Annotated in this window: 9 protein-coding genes and 1 pseudogene; 3 read left to right on the top strand and 7 right to left on the bottom strand. The window is 67.1% G+C overall.

From position 1 onward, the window contains the following. Positions 1-34: 34 nt before the first annotated feature. Positions 35-1,012, top strand: coding sequence for a magnesium/cobalt transporter CorA (corA, locus tag OHZ10_RS09130; RefSeq protein WP_059234115.1), 978 nt, complete (start codon positions 35-37; stop codon positions 1,010-1,012). A gap of 13 nt (positions 1,013-1,025) precedes the next feature. On the opposite strand, the gene OHZ10_RS09125 is transcribed toward corA, so the two are convergent. Then, positions 1,026-1,313 carry a YciI-like protein gene (locus tag OHZ10_RS09125; RefSeq protein ID WP_174991524.1) on the bottom strand — a complete coding sequence of 96 codons (288 nt, stop codon included), beginning with the start codon at positions 1,311-1,313 and terminating at the stop codon, positions 1,026-1,028. Between the two features lie 458 nt (positions 1,314-1,771). Between OHZ10_RS09125 and OHZ10_RS09120 the strand changes: the two genes are divergently transcribed. Further along, positions 1,772-2,260, top strand: a complete 489-nt coding sequence (locus tag OHZ10_RS09120; RefSeq protein WP_059234117.1) for an aminoacyl-tRNA deacylase — start codon at positions 1,772-1,774, stop codon at positions 2,258-2,260. Positions 2,261-2,553: 293 nt separating this feature from the next. Next, positions 2,554-2,904: pseudogene (locus OHZ10_RS09115) on the top strand (helix-turn-helix domain-containing protein); the annotation flags it as partial. A 176-nt stretch (positions 2,905-3,080) separates the two neighbouring features. On the opposite strand, the gene OHZ10_RS09110 reads toward OHZ10_RS09115, so the two are convergent. The 6 genes from OHZ10_RS09110 to OHZ10_RS09085 form a co-directional block, all read right to left on the bottom strand. Then, the gene (locus OHZ10_RS09110) at positions 3,081-3,782 is read right to left on the bottom strand and encodes a helix-turn-helix transcriptional regulator (RefSeq protein WP_059234134.1); all 702 of its coding nucleotides are present in this window, start codon (positions 3,780-3,782) and stop codon (positions 3,081-3,083) included. A gap of 204 nt (positions 3,783-3,986) precedes the next feature. Continuing rightward, on the bottom strand, positions 3,987-4,496 hold the full coding sequence (locus tag OHZ10_RS09105; RefSeq protein ID WP_059234135.1) for a winged helix-turn-helix transcriptional regulator: 510 nt from the start codon (positions 4,494-4,496) through the stop codon (positions 3,987-3,989). Between the two features lie 106 nt (positions 4,497-4,602). After that, the gene (gene fabF / locus OHZ10_RS09100; protein WP_217468142.1) at positions 4,603-5,919 is read right to left on the bottom strand and encodes a beta-ketoacyl-ACP synthase II; all 1,317 of its coding nucleotides are present in this window, start codon (positions 5,917-5,919) and stop codon (positions 4,603-4,605) included. A gap of 43 nt (positions 5,920-5,962) precedes the next feature. Next, on the bottom strand, positions 5,963-7,234 hold the full coding sequence (locus OHZ10_RS09095) for an MFS transporter (protein ID WP_059234137.1): 1,272 nt from the start codon (positions 7,232-7,234) through the stop codon (positions 5,963-5,965). Positions 7,235-7,253: 19 nt separating this feature from the next. Then, complete coding sequence (locus OHZ10_RS09090) at positions 7,254-16,979, bottom strand: non-ribosomal peptide synthetase/type I polyketide synthase (RefSeq protein ID WP_342702151.1); 9,726 nt, start codon at positions 16,977-16,979, stop codon at positions 7,254-7,256. Further along, on the bottom strand, positions 16,966-18,495 hold the full coding sequence (locus tag OHZ10_RS09085; protein WP_342702149.1) for a flavin monoamine oxidase family protein: 1,530 nt from the start codon (positions 18,493-18,495) through the stop codon (positions 16,966-16,968). The genes OHZ10_RS09090 and OHZ10_RS09085 overlap by 14 nt, the downstream gene beginning before the upstream one ends. Positions 18,496-18,541: the final 46 nt, after the last annotated feature.

The raw sequence follows: 18,541 nt of genomic DNA, 5'->3' as shown, positions 1-18,541 counted from the left end.
AAACTGATGCGCAAACCGCAACATCACGGACAACATGCTGATCAACTGTGCTGCTTACCAGGACGGCCGCAAGCTGGCCGACATCGATATCGACGCCATCAGCGATTACGTGTCGAAGCCCGAGTGCTTCGTGTGGGTCGCGCTGAAGGATCCGACGCCCGACGAAATCGACCTGATGGGCGAGGAGTTCGGGCTGCACGAGCTCGCGCTCGAGGATGCCCGCAAGGGGCATCAGCGGCCGAAGATCGAGGAATACGGCGATTCGCTGTTCGCGGTACTGCATACGGTCGAACTCGACGAGGAAGGCGAATTCAAGGTCGGCGAACTGAACGTGTTCGTCGGCCCGAATTACGTGCTGTCGATCCGCAACCATACCGAGCAGGATTTCCGCGAGGTGCGCAAGCGTTGCGAGCGCGAGCCGCATCTGCTGCAGGAGGGGGCGGCGTTCGTGTTCTATGCGCTGATGGACCAGGTCGTCGACCGCTATTTTCCGATCCTCGAAACGCTCGGCACCGAGCTGGAAGAACTCGAGGACCGCATCTTCGCGAAGGCGACGCCCGCGTCGTCGCGCGCGGTCATCGAGGATCTCTATTCGCTGAAACGCCGGCTCGTGCTGCTGTACCAGCACACGGCGCCGCTGATGGAGCCGCTCGCGAAGCTCACGGGCGGGCGCGTGCCGCAGGTCTGCAGCGGAATGGCCGCTTACTTCCGCGACGTGTACGACCATCTGCAGCGGATCGTGAAGACGATCGAAGGGCGCCGCGAGATGGTCGTCACGGCGATCCAGGTCAACCTCGGGATGATTTCGCTGGCCGAGAGCGAAGTGACGAAGCGGCTCGGTTCGTTCGCCGCGTTATTCGCGATACCGACGATGATCGCCGGCATCTACGGGATGAACTTCGCGAACATGCCCGAACTGCACCTGAAATACGGCTTCTACGGCTGCATCGCGGTGATGGTCGTCGCCGACTTCGCGCTGTGGTGGCGTTTCAAGCGGGCAGGGTGGCTGTAGGCGTGCTGCGCGCCTAGCGCGGCGCGTGCTTGCCGATCACGACGCGCCACGGCCGTACGCGCCACGATTTCACGAGGCCGTTCTGCACGTATGGATCGGCGCGCGCGAACGACTCGGCCGCTTCAGGCGAATCGCCTTCGAACACGAGCACGGCCTGATCGGCCGGATCCGTCAGCGCGCCGGCGAGCACGAGTTCGCCGCGCTCGGTCGCGGCTTGCGCGAGCGCGAGATGCTGCGCACGGAACGGTTCGCGCCGCGACAGGTAATCGTCGACGAGTTCGTAGATCAACTGGTAATGCATGGTGGCTCCAGAAGTCGGGTGCCGCCGCAGGATGACGGGCGGCCGGCTCAGTATAGGTCACCGGGCAAGCCCTTGGCGCCGCGGGTTGGCGACACACCGGCCGACGTCTGCACGTCGGCCTTTTTTGCGGATGCCAGGCTGGTATCGTCCTGCTGGTTTCCTTAAAATGCAACTAACGGTCTAGTGCTTCGACATCCGTCTATTGATGAGCGCATACGCGCGCGAGCCTGCGAAGCGTCCATTCGTCTACAGGAAAAGAGGGTCTGCCAGGCGTATTCCGGGCCCGGATTTCACATGCCGAAGGGCGAGGGCGGCCGGACAGGGTGAAGACCGGAACCGGCTGCCGGGCCGCCCGGACGGACGTTACGCGAGGGCGTTTCCATTGGCCGGAATGCGACCTATGCTGAACGAATCCGGAGCGAACTCCGTTCGCCCGATTCGCCCAGACGAGGTGTGCCATGCCAGTATCAGCCACCCTGCAGGATTGCCTGCGCCAGAAGTCATCGCGGTACGAAGTCGTGTACCACCCCTATAGCCATACGAGCATGGAGACGGCCGCCGCGGCGCACATTCCCGGCGATCGCCTCGCGAAAACCGTGCTCCTCGAAGACGACGAGGGCTACGTCGCCGCCGTTTTGCCGACGACGCACGCCGTGCGCCTGTCGGATCTCTGGGTGAAGACGGGACGCCATCTCGTGCTCGCCCGGGAGGTCGAGTTGCGCGAGCTGTTCAAGGATTGCGACATGGGTGCGCTGCCGCCGGTCTGCATGGCGTACGGGATGAAGACGTTCCTCGAGGAACGCCTCGCGCAACAGCCGGAAGTCTATTTCGAGGCCGGCGACCACGAAGCGCTGATCCACATGATGCAGGACGAATTCCTGATGCTGATGGAGACGGCCGAGCGCGCGCATTTCTCGCACAAGATGCAAGGGATGATGTTGTCCTGATGCGGGCGGTTCGTGGTGACCGGTTGGAGATTGCGGCGATCAGGGGGATCGTCGGGGGTGGTTCGTGTCCGTGAAAGGGATGGCTGCGGACGGCCGGTGAGGTGCGATTCGGGCGTTGTCCGGCGGTGATTTCAGGGCTGTCACCGGGCAAATTTCATATTTGACATAATCATAATTATCGATAATTATGGTGTAAGAGCAAAGTTGTAATGTCGCATCTGGGCAAAGTTGAAATGTCGTAGTTCGAGGGTTTCGGCGCATGCTGGCGGCGGTTCGAACTGCCGGAGCGCATAGTGGGCCAACCTGGACTGATCACCATGAGCATGCGGGAGCTGGATCGTCTGAAGGTCGTGGAAGCTGTGATCGAGCAGCGTCTGATGCCTTGGCGAGCCGCGGAGCGGCTCGGGATCAGTCGACGGCAGATTGAATGGCTGGTCGCCCAGTATCGGGCTGCTGGCCCGGCCGGGCTGATTTCGCAGCGTCGTGGCCAAGTGAGCAACCATCAACTGCCCGAGGATCTGGCTCATCGCGCCCTGAGTCTGATTCGTGAGCGCTACGCCGATTTTGGGCCGACGCTGGCCTGCGAGAAGCTGTGGGAATGCCACGGGCTGCATGTGTCAAAGGAAACGGTCAGGAAGCTGATGATTCGCCGGCTGGTCGGCCAGTTGTATGCGCACGGCCAGGCGGGATTGATGTGGGGACACCGGGCGAAGCCCGGTAACCGCTATCTGAATTAAGGGACCGTCGACCGATCACGGTTCCGTTTCCGGAAGCCAGGTTGACGGAGCGATCAGACCCAACGCAACGGCTGGCGTGCTTGTCACACGCACAACAGCCCGAGGGAAATGGCCTTCGTCACCGCGTGACGACGGCCCTTGGCATTGAGCTTCCGAACGACATTGCCGATGTGAAAATTCACGGTTCGTTCCGTGATGCCGAGAATCTCGCCGATCTCCCAGCTCGTCTTGCCTGCGGAACACCACTGCAGGCATTGGCGTTCGCGCGAACTCATGCCGGACATCCGCGTCGCGCCCTGCCCTTTGGTCTCGCGCGCGATCATGGTGACCTTTTCCTCGATATACGCGCAAAGCAGACTGAGTTTTGCGGTCTGCCCGAGGTCGTGCGCAGGGATGCCCTCGGAGCCGTCGGAGGCGACGCTCAGCACGCCGATGTCACCCCGGTGGCCGCGCACCGGCAGGCTCAGGCCATGAACGAGACCGAAGCGACGGGCCTCCGCTTCGAGGCACCGCTGCTCGCCGGAACTGTACATCGCGCGCTCCCATCGCAGCGGCAGCGAGGACATGCGTGCATGAGCGAGGATCGGGTCGATGTTCGCGTAGCGACGCTCGGCGTAGACATCCTGCCAGGCCGGACAGTTCGAGATGATGTGATTGACGCCCGTCTCGCCGGCGGACGCGGACGAGACAACCGCATAGATATAAGTTTGGTATCCGGCCTCGCGGCAGAAACTTCCCACGTGGGCCCCGAGCTCCTCCATCGTCTGCGATTGAAGGATAGGCATGAATTCGTCTACCAATTCAAACTCCGTATTGACTCTTCACTGATATCGAACGTAAGCACGCATCAAGTCGGACCTGCCGAAGTACACGACACCATCGGAAACGCCACGCTCGCCCGCCGACAAACGGCGACCGCCCGGGTCGATCCGGTATTTCCTGGCCGGTACTCGGGACGAGTCCGGCTTGTTCCAACGGTACGAGAGCGGTCAGCTGCCCGAGGCACTTTCGCGCAGCTCACGCACCTGCTCGACACGTTCATGCACGGCGGCCGATGCGACCGGCCCTGCCCTGAGCAAGACGCGATCCACGGTAATCGGCTGCAGGTCATTCCTGTCGACGACCACGGATTCAAGCACCCGGCCGCTCTCGCGGTCGATCTGCTGAACCGCGACACCGTCGTTGACGAGGTATTTGCTTCCCCAGTCGAACAGCACGACCAGCAGCGGAAACAGGTCGATGCCCATCTGCGTCAGCACGTACTCGTAACGCGTAGGTCGCGTCATGTAGCGCCGGCGCTCCAGCAGGCCTTGATCGACCAGGCGTTTCAATCTGCGCGTCAGCGTATTGGTGGCAATCCCGACACTGCGCTGGAATTCGTCGAAGCGTGTACACCCCTGTAACGCATCCCGCAGGATCAGGAGCGTCCACGATTCGCCGATGCAGTCGAGTGCGCGCGCGGTCGGGCACTCCATCGATTTAAAGCTGGTCGTTCTCATGGCGTGAAGGCTATCATTGAGACTTCTAATATGCAAGTGACTATCTGGACGGACGCCCTGTGATGTCAAGGGCGTGCCGGATGGGCGTATCCGGCACGCCTCGGGATCAGGCGTCCGCCGGCGGCGGCCCGAATATCAGCGCGGCGTTCGTTCCGCCGAACCCGAAGGAATTCGACAGTGCGTAACGCACCGGCCGCGGCTTGCTGCGGTTCGGCACGAGATCGAGGCCGTCGCATTCGGGCGCCACGCGATCGAGGTTGATCGTCGGCGGTGCGACCTGGTCGCGGAGCGCCAGCAGCGCGAACACCGCTTCGACGCTGCCGGCGGCGCCGAGCAGGTGCCCGGTCGACGCCTTGGTGGCGGACACCGACGCACCACCGAACAGATGCTCGCCGAACACGCGTTTCAACGCGGCGATCTCGGCCAGGTCGCCGGCGGGCGTCGAGGTCGAATGCGCATTGATGTAGTCGATGGCGTCCGGCTCGATGCGTGCGCGCTTGAGGGCGGCAAGCATCGCGCGGGCCGCGCCGTCGCCGTCATCCGGCGGAGCGACGATGTGATAAGCGTCGCCCGACATGCCGTAGCCGATCACTTCCGCGTAGATTCGCGCGCCGCGCGCGAGCGCATGCCCGTATTCCTCGAGGACGACCATGCCGCTGCCCTCACCCATCACGAAGCCGTCGCGGTCGGCATCCCACGGCCGCGACGCACGCTCCGGCGTGTCGTTGAACCCCGTGGACAGCGCTTTCGCAGCGGCAAAACCGGCGATCCCGACCTCACATACGGCCGCCTCCGCGCCCCCCGCGATCATCACGTCCGCGTCGTCGAGCGCGATCAGGCGCGCCGCATCGCCGATCGCGTGGGCGCCGGACGCGCATGCGGTGACCGTCGCGTGCGTCGGGCCGCGAAAACCGTACTTGATCGAAATCTGGCCGGCGGCCAGATTGATCAGGTTCGACGGAATGAAGAACGGCGACAGCCGCTTGCCGGGCGCGCGTTCGAGTTGTCGCGATCCCGCCTCGATCCCCGGCAGGCCGCCGATACCCGCGCCGACCATGACGCCGGTGCGATTCTGCAATTCCCGGTCGGCCGGATGCCATTGCGCGTCGTCGATCGCTTCCGTGGCGGCCGCGATTGCATAGACGATGAACGGATCCATTTTCTTGACCTCCTTCGCCTCGACCCATTCGGTCGCGTCGAAGCCGCCGTCGCGCGCGCTGCCCGCGGGAACTACCCCGGCGATCTTGCAAGGCAGATGCGACGTGTCGAAGCGATCGATGGTCGTGATGCCGCTGCGACCGTCGAGCAGGTTCCGCCACGTGTGTTCGACACCGACGCCGAGCGGAGTCACGAGGCCGAGCCCCGTCACGACGACGCGCCGCAATCCGAGCGGATGAGGCAGTTGGGGAGTGTTGGCATTCATTGAATTCTCCAGTGGGTTCGCGGTGAATGACCTTGACGGGGGTTCATCGACTGACCTCGAGTTCGACCGCCTGGTTGCAGAAGCGCCCGCCCAGCGCGCACGCCGCCACGAGCACCAGCGCGGACGCCGCGACCGGGAGGACGATCGAATGCGGCTGCAGCAGCGAGGTCACGATCGGGGCGACGCCCCAGGCGAGCGCATTGATCGACGACACGACGCCCAGCACCTGCCCCTGATCGTCGGCGGCAGCGCGGTTCGATGCGATGCTGAGCAGCGTGACATAGGAATTGGATACGGCGAGCGCGAGCAGCGGCACGGCCGCCCAGAGGCTGGCGGGGGCGTCGACCATCACCACCAGTGCGATCAGGACCGGTTGCGCCATCAGGCTGCCCATCAGGTTCTGTTTCGGGGAAAACGCCTTCGCCAGTGCGGGAATGATGAACATCAGCGACACGGCGAAGCATGCCGAGTAGAACGACAGCAACATGGCTTCCCAGAACGCGTCGAATCCATACCGCAACAGGGAAAAGGCGGACATGTAGTTGAAGAAGATGTAGTAACCGGTCAGAAACACCGCCAGGATGATGAGCGGCGGACGGAGCGCCGGCGATGCCGCATTCGCGAGGATGCGCCGCCATGCACCGGTGCGTCGCGCGCGCGCGGCGCCGTCGTGTACGCGACGATCGGAGAAGAAGGCGGTCACGAAGGCGAGCGTGAGCGCTGCCAGGGCCGCGCCGATGACGAACGGCAACGCGAGGCCGAACGCGCCGCCGCCCGCGCCGGAAAACGCACCGCCGATGACCGGCCCGATCGCAAATCCCACGCCGTTCGCCGCCGTGATCATGCTCAGGTTGCCCGCCTTCCTGTCGGGCGCGCTGATGTCGATGACGGCCGCCTGCGCGACCGGCAAGCTTGCGGCGGTCAGGCCGCAGATGGCGCGGCCGATCAGCACCCACCACAGACTGCCGGCGTACACGCCGGCTGCGGTGCCGAGCATGCCGAGCGCGTTGCCGCCCAGGCACAGCAGCAACACGCGTTTGCGGCCGTACCGATCGGACATGTCGCCGAGCAACGGCGACGCGGCGAACATGGCCAGCGGATAGAGCGCCAGCACGATGCCGTAGATCTGATAGCGCGTGGCCTCGCTGACCGACGCGGCAAACAGGCCGGTTTCGTTGTTGAGCAGCATCGGCGTCAGCGCGGGGAACACGATGCCGATGCCGGCCGCATCGACAAAGATGGTCAGAAAGAGCGAAGCAATGGCAAGTTTGGATGTCTTCATGGTCAGAGTGCGGACGGACGAGGAGCCGTCCATCCGGGTTCAGGGAAAGGGATCAAAGCGCGGCGAGCCGGTCGAGGCAGTCTGCCGTCGTGTCGAGCAGCCAGCGGCTTGGGTCGTCGGCGGCCGGCATTTCCAGCCGGCCGAGTTCGTCGAGATACGCGGCATGCTCGACAGGCCGCCCGCTACCGCCATCGCCGAGCGCGCTGTACAGCGGCAACATCCTGAAGAACGGATCGGATTCGGGCGTCTCGTCGCGGGCGCGGGCGACCCAGTCGGCCGCCGGCATGCCGCGCAGTGCCGCCCCGTGGCGCAGCCGCGACACGATCGCGCGAAAATCCAGATCGTCGATATGGACATTGCGCACGGCCGACATCATGGTGACCTTGCTGCGGCGGACGATGTAGCGCGCCACGTGTTCCGTCGGCATGACCGGCACCGGAATCGCAAGATCCGGATAAGCGCCCATCGCCACGCACTTGTTGCTGAACGCGACGAAATGGTTTTGCCGTTTCAGGTTCGGATCGCGGCCGTCGATCAGCAGCGGCAGCCGGTAGATCGACGCGGGATAGCCGTGCAGTGCCGCTTGCGCAACGCAGGCCTCCGCCACGAATTTCGAGCGTTCGTAGCCCGACGACAGCTCGCGGATTGCTGCGTGTTCGAGCCATTGCTCCGGCAGGGACCCGAGCTCCGTGTACTGCGTCGAAATGTAGTGCACGTGCGCGACTTTCGCGGCCGCCGCAAACGCCAGGACGTGCCGGCTCGCGCCGACGTTGCCTTCGCGCATGAATGTGTAGTCGGCCGCATGGTTGACGTGCGCGGCGCAATGCATGACCTGCGTGACGCGGGTCAGCAACTGCGCATGGCGGTCGTTGTCCAGGCCGAACTGCGGCAAGGTTGCGTCGCCCCGGCAGATGCGAACACGCGCAGCGGGCAGCGCGTCGCCGAACATGGCGCGGTAGCGTGCGTCGAGACGCGCGCGCGCGTCATCGTCGTGACTGCCGCGCACCAGCACATAGACGTCCGCATGCGTTTCCTCGAGCAGCATCCGCAGGAGCCATACGCCGAGGTGCCCGGTTGCGCCGGTCAACAGATAGGCGTCCGTCGCCCTCGCCGCCGTACCCGTGAATGCCGGCAACGTCGCGGCAGCTGCCAGATCCGACGCATACGGTGCATCGTCCTGCCGGCTGGCGGCGGCGTCCGCCGTCGTCGAACCATCGGGCCGGCTCGCACAGGCGGCCAGGAACCCGTCGATCGTCGGGTTGGTCAGGAACAGGCTGAAGTCGACCTTCAGCGCGAGTTCGCGTTCGGCGGCGAGCACCATGCGCGTCAACGACAGCGAATCGCCGCCGAGCTGGAAGAAGTTCTCGCGGGTTCCGATCGAGGCCAGGTCGAGCTGCGCCTTCCACAGCGCACACAGGGCCGCTTGTTCCGGTGACAATGCGTCCGCCGTATCCGGCTGCCGCCGCGCGTCGGCGTCCTGCTCGATCCGGGCCAGCACGCGTTCCGTGAGCGCCTTCCGGTCGACCTTGCCGCTGCTGTTCGACGGAAATTCCTCGAATCGCATCAGGCGCCACGGCACCATGTAATCCGGCAACCGTGTTTTCGCGGCGGCCAACACCGCAGGCTCGTCGAACGTGTCCGCAATGACGCAACCGACGATCTGCCGCCCGGCTGACGATGCCGCGCCGACATCGACCACCAGCGCGGTCGCATGACGGACGCCCGGATGCGACATCAGCACATGCTCGATCTCGCCCAGCTCGACCAGCAGCCCCCGCAGCTTCACGCGGAAATCGTTGCGCCCGATGTAGTCGAGTTCGCCGTCGCGCCGCCATTTGACGATATCGCCGGTGCGGTACATGCGCGTCGCGTCGTCCTGGTACGGATTGGCGGCGAACGCGTCGGGCGCCTTGAGCGTGCCGATGTAGCCGCGCGCCACCCCGCTGCCGCCGAGGGTGAGCTCGCCGGGCACGCCCGGCGGCACCGGGCGGCCGCGCGCGTCCAGCACCCAGTAGCGCACGCCGTCGCAGGCGACGCCGATCGATGCGCCCGGCCCGTCGGGTACCCGGGTGCACGCATGATGGGTCGCATAGATCGTCACTTCGGTCGGTCCGTACAGGTTGTTGAGCGTCGTGGTCGTGCCCGACGCGAGCCATGCGCGCACCACGGGCTGCATCAATGCTTCGCCGACCGAAATCACGTGCCGCAGCGTCGGGCAGCGGGTGAGCGGCTCGAGCAGCAGGTTCAGCAGCGACGGCACGGTACTCATCATGGTCACGCGGTGGCGTACGCACACAGCGGCGTGGCCGGCCGGCCCGTCGGTCTCGTTCATCAGCACGACGACCCCGCCCGTCATCAGCGGCAGGCAGAATTCGGGCACCGAGATATCGAACGTCAGAACCGTCCCTTGCAGGAACCGGTCGCGCGCCGAGAAGCCGAAATGCCGCTCCATCCAGCGCAGGCGCTGGGTCAGCCCCAGATGCTCGACCAGCACGCCCTTCGGATTGCCGGTGCTGCCGGAGGTGAACAGCACGTAAGCAAGCCTGCCGCCCCGATCGGCATAGGCGCCGTTCGGCTCCAGTCGTGCGTGCTGCTGCACGCTGCCGGCGCGCACGACGTCGCAGTCGATCGCAGCGTCGTCCGTGCGCAGCACGACGTCGCACAGCCCCAGCGCGTCGCGCTCGGCGAGCGCCTGTTGCACGCTGTCGGACAGCCGGTGCCGTTGCGTCAACACCATCGCGCATCGGGCCGTGTCGATCATGTAGCCGGTGCGCGCCGCCGGATGCTTCAGGTCGAGTGCGACGTAGGCGGCATCGCATTTCCAGATCGCGAGGATCGCAACGATGGATTCCGGGCACCCGAAGCGCGGCAACAGGATCCCGACGGTCGTCTCGCGGCCGACGCCCTGGCTGCGCAGCGTATCGGCCACCGTATCGGCGAGCGCATTCAATTCCCGGTAGGTCAGCCGGCGTTCGCCCCATTCGATGGCGACCGCGTCCGGCGTCTCTTCCGCGCGCCGTGCGAACTGCTCGTGCACGCATGCCGTGTCGCGCGGATCGACCTCCCGCATGTCGCGCGGAACCGGGCCGCACCCGGATGCCAGCAACTGCAATTGTTCGGCCGGCAGCATCGTGATCGAACCCACTTCGCGTTCGGCATGCCCGGGGTCGGACAACGCGACCAGCAGCGTGGCGAAATGCTCCGCAATCTGTTCGACCGTCGCGCGGTCGAACACGGCATCGGCGTACTTGAGGTCGATCGCCCAGTCGTGCTGACGCTGTGTCACCCACGCGCTCAGATCGAATTGCGCTTCCTGCTGCGTGATGTCGAGCGGCGTCGCGTCGCGCTGCGCGCCGACGTCGACCACCATCTCGGAGGCATCGAAGTAGTTGAAGTAGGTCTGAAACAACCCGGCCGACCGGCTGGCCGAACGCAGGCGTTCGTCGCGCATCAGCAATGCGAGCGGTACGTCCTGGTGGTCGACCAGCTCGAACAGCGCACGCCTGACGCGGTCGACTGCCGCCGTGACGGTCTGGCTTTCGTCGACTTCGCTGATGAGCGGCAGCACGTTGACGAAATGGCCGACCGTGTTGCGCCAGCGTTGCGCCGAGCGGCCATTGAACGCGACACCCGTGATCACGCGATTCTGGTTCGAGTATCGCGCAAGCAGCAGCAGCCATGCGGCAAGGTGCACGGCCGCGCGCCGTCCGCCCGGCATCGCGTTGAGCTGTTCGACCAGACGCCCGGACATCGGCACGCGCACCGTGCCGCCGGTCTTCGCGCCCTGCTCCGTCCGCACCCGATCCACCGGCAGGTCAATGCTGACGGGCACGCCGTCGCCGTCGATGATCCGCTCGACGAAGAAGGCGCGCGCCGCCGTCAAGGTCGTCGCATCGAGCGCCCGCTGCGCGCCTACGAAGTCGCGATACGGTGCGTCGGAGCCGACCAGCGGCGCCGTGGCGCCGCACATCGCCTGAAGGAGCTGGACGCCCACGATGAAAATGGTCGCGGCATCCATCACGAGGTGATTCGACGTCACGACCAGATACCATTCGCGCGGCGACACGCGCAACACGTTCACGCGGGTCGCGAATTCGGTCGCCAGGTCCGGTGAGGCGGCCAGCAATGCCTGGATCCGCGCGTCGACCTCGGCACCCGATGCGGCGTCGTCGATCGCGATGGCGCAACGCGAGAGCGTTTCGTCGAGCGGGTGAATCACGTATCCCGGCTCGTGCTCGACCTCGTCGAACGTCGCGCGCAGCAATTCGTGTTCGCCAAGCAGATCCCGCCACCGGGCCGCCAGCCGATCCAGGTCGAGCCCGTCGCCAACCACGCGCCAGCCGACTGCGCAGTTGTAGGCGCGGCTGTCGCGGTGGCGGATCTGCTCGTACCAGATCGCAAACTGGTTGTACGAGAGCGGCACGCGGGCCGGCGTCCCGCCCTCCTTCACGGGCGTTGCCTCGACGTGAGCAGGTGCCGCGGCCTTGCCCATCGATGCGACCAGCCGTTCGTGGATGTCCGCGACGGTCGCGCTGTCGAAGAACAGGCTCGCGGGCAGGCTCAGCCCGAGTCGCCCCTGCAGTTCGCTGCGAATCCGGATCGTGCCGACCGAATCGAGCCCGAGTTCGTCCAGCGTCGAGGTCCTTGAAATCTGGTGCGACGCATGCCCCGTCTCCGCTGCGATCAGCCCGGTCAGCAGCGCGAACGCGCCGTCGGCCGTCGTCGTGGCCGCGTCCCGCCCGATCGCCGGCGCGGCGGCGTCGCGTGTCGCGGCCGTGTCGCCGGATCGCGCGGGCGCATCCCGGACGACGCGATAAATCGCCAGATGCGCCCCATGCGCGAGGCGCGCCATCGCCGCGATCAATGCCGCGCTGGCGGCTTTCGGGTCGAGCGGTTGCAGCCGTCGCAGCGAGCGCGACGGCGCGCGTCCCCCCACCCGCTTCAACATGCCGGTGTCCGCCCACGGCCCCCAGTCGACCACGATGGCCGGCAGGCCGAGCGACACGCCGTGCGCGGCCAGTCGTTGCAGTCCCGCGTTCGCGATCGCATACGAAATCTGACCCGGCGACTCGACGAACGACGCCAGCGACGAGAAATGCACGACGAACTCGATCGAGGGCTGCCCGTGCGCGTAGTCGTGCAGCACCGACGCACCGCGCAACTTGGCGCCGAGGACGGCGTCGAGCTGCGCCGAGTCGGTGTCCAGGATATTCCTGTCGGCGGTCGCGCCGGCCAGGTGAAAAATGCCGTCCAGCGCGCCCGCATGGGTGGTCAGCCACGCCCCGTCGACATCGGCGGCGGCCAGATCCGCGACGAGCAGCTGAATCGTCGCGCCGGACCGCTCCCGCAGGCCCGCAACCCACCGGTGATCCTCGTCGTCCGGCGTCAACGCGCGGCGACGCATCAGGACGAGGTTCCGGCATCCGCACGCGTCGACGAGATGTTCGACGAGATGTCTGCCCGCACCGCCGAACGCACCGGTCACGAGGTAACGGCCGTCGCTGCGCGGCTGAAGCGCTTGGTCGCCGTCGACTGCCGGCAAACCGGCCACGGTTTCGCGGCGCGCCAGCCCCGCGTCGTCGATACGCCACAGCGGTGTCGTGATCCGCCTCGGCGTCATGCCCGGCTTCGCGCCCCGTACCGCCACGATCGCGTCGACGACGCATTCGCCCACGACGGCTACCTCGAGCTGTGCCGCGTCCAGCGCGGGCAGCTCGGCCTGCAGATGAACCGCGAGCGCCTGCATCGTCGCGGCGCCCAGCACGTCCGGCGCGGCATGACCCGTCTCCGTCACGAGACACACCTGCAGCGGTTGGCCCGGTTGCCGGTCCGACACCGTCTCGACGCTGCGCCGCACGTCGCGAACGAACGCGGCTACCGCGCCGTAAGACGCTGCCCCGGACAACCACCCGTGGGGCGCCCACACGACGATCGTGCGCACGCGCGCGTCATCGGCCAGCGGGCGGTCGATCGGCGCGCCGGCGCGGTGCGATTCGCCCGGCAACGCGAGCGAGCAGCTCGCTGCGCCGCGCCCGGCAAGACCGTCGTGCCAGTGACCGGGCGCCGGCGCATCGGCCGGTGCGAGCAGCAGCCACGTTTCGCCGGTTAGCGGCGCGCCGGCCGACAGTTCCGGGACGCCGTCCCGCACCCATTCGACCCGGAAATGCACGTCATCGTGCTCGGCGGCCGGTTCCGGCAGGCTCACGCAGGTCACGCCATGAAGTGTTGCAACGTCCCGGCCGGATTCGTCCTGGACGCGCACGTCGCCGACCAGCATCGTGTCGCTCGACTCCCGAAGCACGGCCCGGCAAGTCAGCGCCGAAGACCAGCGCGCATCCGGATCGATCTGGATCGACTCGAGCGCAACGGGAGCGTAGGCGCTGTCCGGACGGCCGCGGCACACGCCGAGCGACTGGAAGCACGTGTCGATGAAGGCACTGTGACTGAGCGGCAGCTCGGGCTGCGTGTCGGGCGGTGCAATGCGGCAGCGTACTTCGCTGTCGCTGACGCGCTGGTATGCAACGATCCGCTGGAATAGCGGGCCGTACTCGACGCCCCGGCGCGCGTATTCGTCGAAGAACGCGTCCGGGCGCATCCATTCATCCGGCTGCTCGGCGAACGGACCGCTCGAAGGCGGCAGCGGCGCATGTTCCGGCGCAACGTGCACGCGTGCCAGTTCGGCATCGCCCTCGGCCGGCAGCCGGTACACGATCGCGTAGCGGCCATCGTGTGCGGGGCCGGTGATCTGGCAGGCCACCTCGTGCGTCGTGGCCGCATCGTCGAATACGAGCGGCCGGCTGACTGTCAGATCGTCGAGCCGAATCAGGGCGCCGGCCGGATCCTGCCGGGACGCCCGCGAAATGGCCTGCATCGCGAGCGATACACCCGTCGACAGGTAGAACGCGCCGGGTACGATCGCGCGGCCGTGAATCCGGTGCTGATTGATCCAGTCCAGCGCGGGCGTGCCGGGGTCGACCTGCAAGGTCGCGCGAAAATCGATGGCCGACCACGCCGGCGTATCGCGCAGTGCCAGCGCTTGCGTGCCGCCGCTGCTCGCGCGGGCGACGGCGTGCGGCCACGAAGCCGGCTGCAGCAGCGTGTGGTCGAACGGATATTTCGGCAGCTCGATGAACGGCTCACCGGCCTGCGCATCGCCGAATGCCTGCATGGCCTTCCGGATGTCCAGTGCGCCGCCCTCGGCGAGGCGTCCGGCAGCACGCAGGAACGTTTCGTCGTCGGCGCCGCGCCGGTCGATGCTGGGCAGGCACGTCAACACGCGTTGCGCCGCGCGCGCGGTGGCTGCGACGAGGCCGCAGAGCACCGGGCGCGGCCCGATTTCGAGCACCGCGTCGACGTCGTCGCCGACGATCCCGGCGGCGGCGGCCGCGAAATCGACGGGCCGCACGATCTGTTCGGCCCAGTATGCCGGCGAACCCAGCGCCGCTTCCATGTGCGCGGAACCGACCCGCCCTTCGACGGAGCTCACGAACCGGACGGATGGGCGTTTCACCGCGATATCGCCGGCCAGGAGACGCGATGCGTGAGCGGCGAATTCGTCTGCCGCGGATTGCATCAGGGGCGTATGAAAGGCGCCCTGCGTGTCGAGCGGCGTGACCGTCAGGCCTTGCCGCTGCGCATGCTCCGCAGCGGCCAGCACGGCCGTATCGGAGCCGGCGACCACGGTCGATTGCGGCGCATTCAGCGCCGACAGCCAGAGCCCGGCCGACGGCAGGCCACGATTGACCTCGTCGATCAGGGCTTCGACGATCGGTCGCGGTGCGGCGATCGACAGCATCTTGCCGGGGGCAGCCGAACACGCTCGCTCCATGGCGTCGGCGCGCGCGAGCACGAGGCGCGCCGCCGTGTCGAAGTCGAATGCGCCGGCGAACCACGCCGCGGCATATTCGCCGACGCTATGTCCGAGCACCGCGTAGGGTCGGCAACCGAGTTCCTGCCAGAACTGCGCGAGCGCGCATTGCAGGACGAGCAGCGAGAGTTGCGACGCCCGCTGTTCGCGCACGAGCGGCAGCGAGGCGCCGGCAGCCGGCTCGGTGGCCAGCATGCGCGGCAGCAACGGCGTGTCCCAGCCGGCGATGCCGTCGACGCGACCGGCGAATTCCGTGAGCAGCTCGCGGAATCGCCGGTTGGCGTTGAACAGCCCGTGAGCCATGCCCGCGTACTGGCTGCCCTGCCCGGTGAAGACCATCGCCACGCGCCGCAGCCGCGTCGTCGGGCCCGGTGCGGCGCAACGTTCGCGCAACCGCTCGACCAGTTCGGCCGGGCTGCTGGCCGTGACCGCGATCGATGCGTGCGGCCAGACCTGGCGATTGGCCAGCGCCGCGTCGCACATGGCCTGCATGTCGATACCGGGCGATGCGTCGATGGCATTGGCATAAGCGTCGGCCAACGCCTGAACCGACGCCGGTGTGCGGGCCGACAGGAACAGCAGGCTCGCGCCGGTCCGGCGCGCTGCCGCCGGCGTGGCCGAGCGTTGCGCGCGCGGCTCGCCCAGCACGACGTGCGCGTTGGTGCCGCTCATGCCGAACGAACTGACCCCCGCGATCAGTCGCCCGTCCGGGTCGCCGGGCTGCCAGCGCGTGGGCGTCGCAGGGATCACCCCCTGAAACCGCGCGAGCGGAAGATCCTCGTCGATATCGTCCGCCATGCAGTGCGGTGCGATTTGCCGCGCGGACAGGCACAGGGCCGCCTTGATCAGGCTCGCGATCCCGGCGCTCCCCTCGCAATGGCCGATATTGGCCTTGAGTGCCCCGAGATACAGCGCATGCGTGCGTGTGCCGAACACGTCCGCGATCGCGGACAACTCGATTCGGTCGCCGAGATCGGTGCCGGTTCCGTGTGTTTCGACATAGGAGACGTCGGCCGGCGTCACCGCGGCGCTCGCCAGTGCGTCTTCGATCACGCGCCGCTGGGCGGCCTGCGACGGCGCGGTGATCCCGTTGCTGCGGCCGTCGCTGTTCACGGCGCTGCCGAGCAGGTTCGCGTAAATTCGCTTGCCGGTGCGCACGGCGTCCGATTCGCGCATCAACACGACGGCGCCGACGCCTTCGCCGCGCGCAAAGCCGTCGGCGTGTCGCGTAAAGGTCTTGCAGCGACCGTCGGCGGCCAGCATGCCGGCCTGCGCCAGATCCACGCTGTAGTCATGCGTCAGCATGAGCGACGCGCCGGCCACGATCGCCGCGTCGCATTCGCCCGCGGCCAGCGCGCCGAGCGCCTGGTGAACCGCCACCAGCGACGACGAGCAAGCGGTATCGACGACCAGCGCGGGTCCTTCGAGCCCGAGGTGATAGGCGATCCGCCCCGCGGCCATGCTGCCCAGCGCGCCGCGGCTCAGGAATCCGTTGTAGTCGCCGCTGCTTGCCATGCGGCGCGCATAGTCGAGCGTGCTGAGACCGACGAACACGCCCCAGCGCTGCTTCCTCAGTGACGACGGGTCGAGCCCCGCGTCCTCGATGGCGTGATAGCTCGTTTCCAGCAGCAGCCGATGCTGCGGATCCATGTAGATCGCCTCTTTCGGCGCGATCGAGAACACGGTCGGATCGAATGCCCACGGCGAGCGTGCCAGGAAGCCGCCGTGCAGCGCGTGCGGCGGCGTCGCGGCGCCGTCCGCGCCGAAGCGGCCGGCCGGCATCGGCCCGGTGGTTTCCCGCCCTTCCAGCACGACCGCGCGGAACGCGTCGAGAGAATGGGCGGCTCCGGGCAACTCGCATGCCATGCCGACAACGGAGATCTCCCCCGGTACCCGTTCACGCTGCTTCATTGCTCGACTCCGTCGTTTCGTTGTTCTGTTCCGTTCCGCTCTGCGCGTCGATCTGTTGCAGCGCGCATTGCACCGAACGGCAGGCGCCTTCGAAAAAGCCCTGCAGGTCCGAATACGCTTCGCCGCAGATGTGCACGCGCCGGTTGTCCGGATCGCTGCCGATACTGAACGCGGCCAGTTGCCGGATCACGTCCGCCGACCGGTAGCCGGGGCGCCAGAAATGCACGCCTGCGCCGAACGGCGCCATGCTCCAGTCGCGGATGCCCCATTCGAGGATGCGCGGCGTGTCGTCGCGGGAGAACGTCTGCTGCAGGGTCCGGACGAGCGCCGCCTTCAGGCGTTCGCCCCGGTTGCGATACGGGGCCGACTGCCAGCCGCGGCGGCCTTCGTCCGTGTCGATCAGGTTGGCCCAGTACTGATGCCACGGTTCATCGCTGTAGAACATCGCCATGCCGTACCGTTCGGGCTGTCGCGGGTGGACTTCGAAATGCGCGGCCCGGACCATCGCGCCTTCGCCGCTGCCCGGCGGGGTGTCGGCGGTCCACCACGGGTCCTCGACGACGCAGCATGCCCACGTGATCGGGAACGGGACGACGGCATCGAGGCTGGCGGTCACGGCCGGCGGCAGGCAGCGGGCCAGATCCCGGAGCGGGCGCTGCGGCAGCGCGAGCACGACGCGCCCGCACTCGACGACGACGCGGCGCCGCTCCGCAGCCGACACGTCTTCGATCGTCGCGGCGAGGGTGCCGTCGGGCTGCTCCGACAAGTCGACGAGCGCGCGATTCAGGACCACGTCGACGCCCAGCGCGCGCACCGCGCGGCTGGCGTGGTCGATCAGCGCTTGCATGCCGCCGACCGGCAGGTACGACGGACGCGCGAGCAGGCGCAAATCGAGCAGGGTCGCGATCCATTCCGCGGCATTCGGATTCGCGTTCTTGAAGTTGTAGAACGCCCCCTTCTCGCGCGTGAACTCGACCGCTTCATGGCTCAGCACGTTTGAGAGCACGTTCCAGATGCCCTGCTGGTAAAGCGGCATGCCGTCGAACTGCGCGTCCGTACGGAATCGCGCCAGCGCCTCGGACCGGCCCGGCCGGTCGAAACGGTCGCCGTCGAGGTCCCACTGGTCCGCGACGATCACGCGCACCGCATGCATCAGCAGCGCCCACGGCGGATCGTGCGCACGCGGATCTGCCAGCAGCGCGCGCTCGTCCTCGGTCAGCCGCTCCGCACACGGACGGATCGACGAACCCGCCTCATGCGACGAAATGGGTTGCACGGGTACGCCCAGCGCCTGCACGAACGCATCGACGAGCGGTTGAAGATCGGGTTCGATTCGCACGGCGCCATATTCGGCGCGAAATGCACCGGACAGCATCTCGTCGGTCTGCACCCGGCCGCCGACGCGCGACAGCATCTCGTACAACCGGACGCGCAGTTCGGGGCGACGCTTCTTCAGTTCATAAGCGGCATACAGGCCGGCCAGGCCGCCACCGGCGATCAGTACATCGGTATCCAAAAGAATTCTCCGTCTGGAAGACCCGGCGCCGCGTGCGGCGGCCGGC

The organism is Burkholderia arboris, from assembly GCF_038723655.1.
GTDB classification, from domain to species: Bacteria; Pseudomonadota; Gammaproteobacteria; order Burkholderiales; family Burkholderiaceae; genus Burkholderia; species Burkholderia arboris.
Note: the sequence above shows the minus strand (reverse complement) of the source record. Positions and strands in the feature narration are given on the sequence as shown.